The organism is Bacillus sp. JJ1532 (assembly GCF_036965085.1).
Classification (GTDB): Bacteria; Bacillota; Bacilli; order Bacillales; family Cytobacillaceae; genus Cytobacillus.
Genome location: NZ_JBALOW010000076.1, coordinates 3,462 through 9,986, shown reverse-complemented (window position 1 = coordinate 9,986; position 6,525 = coordinate 3,462). Strand labels below are relative to the sequence as shown.

Sequence of the window (6,525 nt, the reverse complement as noted above, 5' to 3'; positions counted from 1 at the left end):
GGAGCACCCGTATGAAAAACGCTCACTATGAAAGGTTTATGGGACTCGTTTTGTTGGACCTTTATGAAAAATCCTCGCCATGAAGGGTTCATGACTCGCGTTTCGGAGCACCCGTGTGAAAAACGCTCACTATGAAAGGTTCATGAGACTCGTTTTGTTGGACCTTTATGAAAAAACTCGCCATGAAGGGTTTGCTTAAGTATTTGCAAAAAAAATTGAAATGGGAGTACAACATGGATAAAAATAATCGCCTTTATTTTGGCTGGTATATTGTGATCGCTGCTTCCGTCATTGTGTTGCTTACTACTGGCTTGCGAATGGGCATCGGTCCCTTTGTCAATCCGATTATGGAGGATTTAAAGTTATCTCGCACGGAATTTTCGCTGATTGTTTCAGCTGGAATGATTGTTTATGGGATCGGCATGTTGCTAGCTGGAATTCTATTAAAAACTTTTCATACACGTTTTGTATTATTGATAGGATTAGCCATTGTATGTATTTCGATTGTATGGACGGTTAACTCCAACGGGATGCTTTCGTTTCTATTATCATTCGGTGTGTTCCTGTCGATTGGACTTTCTTTTTTAAGTAGTATTACGTTATCGCCCATTATTAGTAAATGGTTTGTCCGTCAGAGAGGGAAGGCACTTTTTTATTTAACGACCGGGGCAATGGCGGGGATTGCCGTAATGACGCCCGCTGAAACCTGGCTGATTGGTCTTGTCGGCTGGCAGAACACCCTCTTACTATTTGGTGGAATATTTATCATCCTTGTCCTTCCATCAGCCATTTTAATAATGAGGGAAGATGTTCCGGCTGGGGCTGACGGTATGGGAGCCGCTGGCGAGAAAATTAGCCGGGAAGAACCAGCCATCACATTTAAGGATGCATTAATGACAAAGACATATTGGAAAATTATTTTTAGTTTATTTGCTTGTGGATTTGGGATGAATCTATTAGGTTCCCATGGGGTGCCGATGTTGATCGATCATCATTTTTCACCCATGACCGCTTCGTTTGGGATAGGGATGATCGGGATTGTTGCCATTATTGGCACATTGTTTTTAGCGCAGCTTGCGGACCGTTTTCCACGGAAAAATCTTTTATTTATCATCTATTTTGTTCGCGGACTTGGATTTTTCGCTCTCGTTTTATCGATGACTACCTGGCAGCTCTTTCTCGTTTCCTTTATTGGAGGGTTGGTATGGGCCGGTTCCGTTGCTATGTCCACAGCGATTTTAGGTGACTTATACGGAGTGCGGTTACTCGGAATGTTAAACGGATTCGCCTATTTTGTAGGGCATCAAATCGGTGCAGCCATCGGGTCATTCATGGGAGGCTGGGCATTCGATGTGTTCGGAACTCATTTCATTTCGTTTGGTGCTGCAGGGATCCTTGCCATTCTTGCTAGTTTTGCATCCATTACATTGCCTAAAAGTCTATCATTCTCTCAAAAAATAAAAATGGGGGAAAAGCATAAAATAACAGTTGGACAATGAGTTGTCGTGTAATAAATTTGCATAAATAAGAATTTAGAGGCTAGATGAAAATCCTGGGAATTTGCTCAAAATATAAATCAAATCGATGGGCCATTTGAGCCTAGTCCATTAATATCTAATCTAATGGAAAAGAAATTCACGGTGAGATTTCTTCAGAAGAAGTCGTGGAAAAATTAAACCTAGCATACAAGCAAGAGAATGAACATAAACGATCTATTTGTTTAAGAATAGCACCTCCTAATATTAGACAGAGCTAAAATTAGGGGTGCCGTTCATATCATCTTTTTTTCATATTTAGAATCTTGATGCTAAATTTAATTCGAGGATAATCACCTTCTCAAACAACTATTCAGCTTTTACTAAGATTTTAATATGGTTTCTTTCTTTTAACAGACCTTCGAAGCCTTCATCAATTACTTCATCAAGCGTGATGCGTTTCGTTACGAGTTTATCTGCAGGGAAGTATCCTTGTGCCATTAAACTGATGACGGCTGGGAAAACATCACGATATCCGATAATCCCCGTTACTGAACGTTCCTTTAGAACGATATTTTGAGGATGAATGGATGCTTCCTTCTCAAAAATACTTACAATCATAGTTTCTCCGTTGAATTTCGTAGAGTTAATGGCTTGTGTTAAAACTGGCGGTACTCCAGTCACTTCAAATGAAACATGCACTCCACCATTTGTAAGCTGGTGGATTTGCTCTACAACGTCACCATTATTCGGATCAATCGCGATCGCGCCTAGTTCTTCTGCTTTTTGTCTGCGTTGTTCAGATAATTCAACTGCATAAATTTCTGCTGCACCCGCTGCTTTTAATGCTTCAATAACTAATAAACCGATTGGGCCCGTTCCAAAAACAGCTACTTTATCGCCGACTTGGACTTTACTTTGTTTAACAGCATGAAGAGCAACAGCTGATGGCTCCACGAGTGCCCCTTGTTCATAAGATACATTTTCCGGAAGCTTATGAATCATATGTTCTGGCACAGAAGTGAATTCAGAAAATCCGCCTCCGCCTCCTGCCAGGCCATAGAATCCCATTTTCGAGCAAAGATTATATTTTCCTTGTTTACAAGCTTCGCATTCTCCACAAGAATAAATTGGTTCTACTGCAACTCGGTCACCCACTTGTACCTTTGATACCCCTTCACCGACTTCAACAACTTGTCCAGAAAACTCATGTCCCATGACAATAGGAGCTTTATCACCCGTTAATGGATGTGGTGTTTCCGCTGGAATAAAAATAGGACCTGCGGTATATTCATGTAAATCACTACCACAAATTCCACACCACTCCACTTTAATTTTTACTTCCCCTTTTTTTGCTACCGGTTCATCAATATTGTCTAGTCTTAAATCTTTTGCGTTATGCCATCTTAATGCTTTCATTCAGCCCATCCCCTATCTTACGTCATTCTTTGGTGTATTTTTGCTACACACTTCTATAATGCAAATTTCGTGCCAACTTCAAAATTACTACATTGATATAGTTTCTAACTCCTTTTTTATAAAAAAATAAAGACAAAATGAAACAACTTTTCTCAAATTGTTTCATTTTGTCTCATATCGACTCGCTTTGTCTCACTATAAGTGGCTGGTCTAAAAAATATCTCTCGAAATAAATAAGATCCGCGGAATGAAATCCAACTGATTCTATCTTTATGATTACAAATCATATTTTTTCATCTTTCGATATAAAGTGGCTCTCGATATTTGTAATTCCTTTGCTGCATTGGATACATGCCCCTTATATTTGATGAGTGCGTCTTTAATCTTGTTGATTTCTACTTCTTCTCTAAAGTTATTCACTTGTGTATAAGTATTTGTTAATGATATTTCATCCAAAGTTGATGTCAATTGTAACAATTCATCATCTGTAGGAACTTTATATGCATATAGTAGTTTGCATCGTTCGAGTGAATTTTTTAATTCACGAACATTCCCATGCCATTGACCCTTTGTAAAAATACTGATTAACCTTTTTCTCCAACGCGGAAACCATTGTTCTTTCAGAAAAAAGTTTTCTATTAAACTTTTTATATCTTCTCTTCTTTCACGTAATGGAGGAATGGTCATAGGATACACGTAAATTCGATAAAAAAAGTCTTCTCTCATTTTTCCTTGTTTCACTAAATCTCTAATATCAATATTGGCCGCTGTAATAAGACGGACATTTACCTTCCTGACCTCTGTACCACCTAAACGCGTTAACTCTTTTTGCTGAAGAACTCTCAATAAAGCTTTTTGCATCGAATGAGAAATCTCGCCAATCTCATCAAGAAACAGAGTACCACCGACTGCTTGTTCAAATTTACCTTTGAAGCCTTTTTTATTAGCTCCTGTAAAGGCACCTGGTTCATAACCAAAAAGTTCACTTTCTAACAACTGTTCAGGAATAGCAGCACAATTTACCTTAACAATAGGACCTGTTGAACGATGACTATTATGATGAATGGCCTCAGCAATCAATTCTTTTCCCACACCTGTTTCCCCAAGTATATGGACAGGCGCTTCTGTGGGAGCCACTTTTTCTACTTCATTTAACAGATCGTGATATTTTTTACTTACTCCTTTGACTCCATTAAATCTCAAAGTGAAGGTTTGTTCTTTTTCCTCCATAATCGGAATGCGGTAACCAATCACTCTATTTTCTTTTAAGATGGGAATAAGTGTATTTGATAGGTTTAAATCTTCTTTATCTACTTCTGTAAGTGATAAACCTATTAAACCTTGATAATTAGGAATAAGTTGAGGCGATAAAGCACAAATGGTTTTATCCCATGAACATATAATAGAAGGACTATCTGAATAGAAGTCATTTCTTGATAACCATTCAATATCTTCTTGTACTGTCTTTCTCCAAGCCAATGAAATGGTGTCAGCAGCTAACTGCACAGACGATAATACATAATGAACATTACTAGGAGGAGTCATGCTTGAAATATTGAGCACCCCTAACAGTTCTTGATTTTGATTGAGAATCGGAGCAGCAAAGCAGTTCCAAGATTGAGAGGCTCTAGCAAAATGCTCATAGCCATTAACGTTTATCGGTTTTAGCCATCTCTTTACCAACCCAATCGCATTTGTACCTACTTCCTCCTCAATCCATGTTACTCCCTCTTTAAAGGAAATACGCTCTGCTGCATTTACAATGGAACTTTCACCCGCTCTATACAAAATACATCCGTCAGAGTCCGTTAAAATGGTTACATAATTGGAAGCCTTTAAAAATCTTTGTAATTGTGGAAGAGTCTGTTTCGTCAAACTGATCAATAGTTGATTCTCTTTCATTTTTTTTTCAAAGTCTTCTCTATTTAAAATTTTCGTGGCAACTCCATCATACGGATTTACGTTATGTTGTCTACATAATTGCCAAGACTGGAGAATTTCATATGACAAATTTCGTTCATCGATAGAACCTTCTTGTACAAAACTCATCCAAGTTTGCTTTGTCACCACTGCACTAGTCATTCAAGAAAAACCTCCTAAAGAGCAATACCTTTAGTTCTAGTATTTTAGATTCAATATCCATACTCTCTTGTATTAATTATGACATAATTTGGGTAGTTTTTCTTCTGTTCCTGATTAGGTAATTGCAACCATCCTTAACTTAGTATTCTCTAAAGCTTATAAACTGACAAACTATATATCTCCCTTCTATGACTATGGGATTTTTCATATTCCTGCCTCTTTCCGATTGAATGTAGCAAATCCCCTAACTTAGTAAAACCTACCTGACTATGAGACTAACACCATAGCCAAAATAAATCGCATTTTATTAGCCCAAGAGGAGTAAAAGCCCAGCTACTGCGGGCGTTGAAATCATCGATATTTTTAAAACTGATTTTGGGGCAAAGTTGGTGAATTTCGCGCCAATATAGGCACCAGTCATCGAACCGACTAATATTTGTATAAGAAGAATCACATCAACATATCCGCCCGTACTAAATCCAAGGCTGCCGCCAATCGCGATTGGAAGCATGACCAGCATCGTGGTTCCGACGGAGTGACGGACTGATAATCCTAAAAAGATCATTAATCCAAGCTGGATAAATGGTGCAGCTCCGATGCCGAAAGACCCTGCCATCAGACCGGAAAGCAGCCCCAGAGTAATTGCTCGAATCCAAAATCCGTAATTATTTTCTGAAGCAGCTGAGGCCTCCTGCACGGCTGAAGGCTGTTTTAATAGAAATAATCGGAAAACGAGTAATATCGAACAAAAAATCAGTATGCCCCCAGTGAACCAATGCAATTGCGCAGTAGGGATAATCGCGGCAATCATCGAGCCAAAAAAGGCGCCAATGGCACCAAATGCCCCGACAACGATTCCCGCCTTTAACACGATATTGCCTTCGCGGTAATGACTGACCACACCTGATAGACAGGTAAATGCCATTGCCGCTAAAGATGTACCCAACGCCGTATGTATTGGGATATGAAACATCAATGTCAAAATCGCAATAATAAATCCAGCCCCGCCAGCCCCGATAAATCCTAACAGTATTCCTAAGATCAGCATCGTAAATATAATAGCCAAATGAAAACCCCTCTTCCGCCTATTTCTTCTTGTGTCCTCTATCCATAATAAAATCCCTTTTCATAATATATATTATTTGAATGAATTTCATATTTCCAATCCCTTGTCTCCCAACGTTTCAAGACATCGCCCCCAACTCCAGCGATGCAGCACATTTCAGCCACTCCTTCCAGGTCCATTTTGATGGCAATCATATTAGGCAGATTAGTCCGCCGATGAACATCCGGAACACGAACACACAATAGGGTAAATATGATTTTTTCACTAAAAAAACTCACTTCTCTCATTTGGAAAACCTACTTTACTCGTATCGTAAAGCAATTAACTACTACTTTCAAACTATTTTTAAAATTCCGTTAAATAAATCGCGATTTTGGCACAGTACAAAGAAAACGCGCACCATGAAAGTATCATAACGACCGTTTCTCGCACTTTCCTCAGAAAACACGCTTCATGAAGGGTCCATGACAACCATTTCTGGCA

General features: G+C 38.9%; 5 protein-coding genes. 1 reads left to right on the top strand and 4 read right to left on the bottom strand.

From position 1 onward, the window contains the following. Nucleotides 1-233: 233 nt before the first annotated feature. A complete protein-coding gene (locus tag V7122_RS21145) occupies nucleotides 234-1,499 on the top strand; it encodes an MFS transporter (protein ID WP_335528873.1) in 1,266 nt (421 codons plus the stop codon). 345 nt (nucleotides 1,500-1,844) lie between these two features. Here V7122_RS21145 and V7122_RS21140 read toward each other — a convergent pair whose 3' ends face one another. From V7122_RS21140 to V7122_RS25830, 4 genes are all read right to left on the bottom strand, one after another. Continuing rightward, nucleotides 1,845-2,894: a 2,3-butanediol dehydrogenase gene (locus V7122_RS21140; RefSeq protein ID WP_335347354.1), complete on the bottom strand. Its 1,050-nt coding sequence runs from the start codon at nucleotides 2,892-2,894 to the stop codon at nucleotides 1,845-1,847. A gap of 276 nt (nucleotides 2,895-3,170) precedes the next feature. Further along, nucleotides 3,171-4,976 (bottom strand): sigma-54-dependent Fis family transcriptional regulator, encoded by a 1,806-nt coding sequence (locus V7122_RS21135; protein WP_335528870.1) that lies wholly within the window; start codon nucleotides 4,974-4,976, stop codon nucleotides 3,171-3,173. Between the two features lie 307 nt (nucleotides 4,977-5,283). Continuing rightward, nucleotides 5,284-6,024 carry a sulfite exporter TauE/SafE family protein gene (locus tag V7122_RS21130; RefSeq protein WP_438824042.1) on the bottom strand — a complete coding sequence of 247 codons (741 nt, stop codon included), beginning with the start codon at nucleotides 6,022-6,024 and terminating at the stop codon, nucleotides 5,284-5,286. A 56-nt stretch (nucleotides 6,025-6,080) separates the two neighbouring features. After that, nucleotides 6,081-6,329, bottom strand: coding sequence for a hypothetical protein (locus V7122_RS25830; protein ID WP_438824134.1), 249 nt, complete (start codon nucleotides 6,327-6,329; stop codon nucleotides 6,081-6,083). Between the last annotated feature and the right edge of the window lie 196 nt (nucleotides 6,330-6,525).

Coding starts and splice junctions, on each gene's coding strand:
- V7122_RS21145 (WP_335528873.1), top strand. CDS start 234: ATGGATAAAAATAATCGCCTTTATTTTGGCTGGTATATTGTGATCGCT.
- V7122_RS21140 (WP_335347354.1), bottom strand. CDS start 2,894: ATGAAAGCATTAAGATGGCATAACGCAAAAGATTTAAGACTAGACAAT.
- V7122_RS21135 (WP_335528870.1), bottom strand. CDS start 4,976: ATGACTAGTGCAGTGGTGACAAAGCAAACTTGGATGAGTTTTGTACAA.
- V7122_RS21130 (WP_438824042.1), bottom strand. CDS start 6,024: ATGCTGATCTTAGGAATACTGTTAGGATTTATCGGGGCTGGCGGGGCT.
- V7122_RS25830 (WP_438824134.1), bottom strand. CDS start 6,329: ATGAGAGAAGTGAGTTTTTTTAGTGAAAAAATCATATTTACCCTATTG.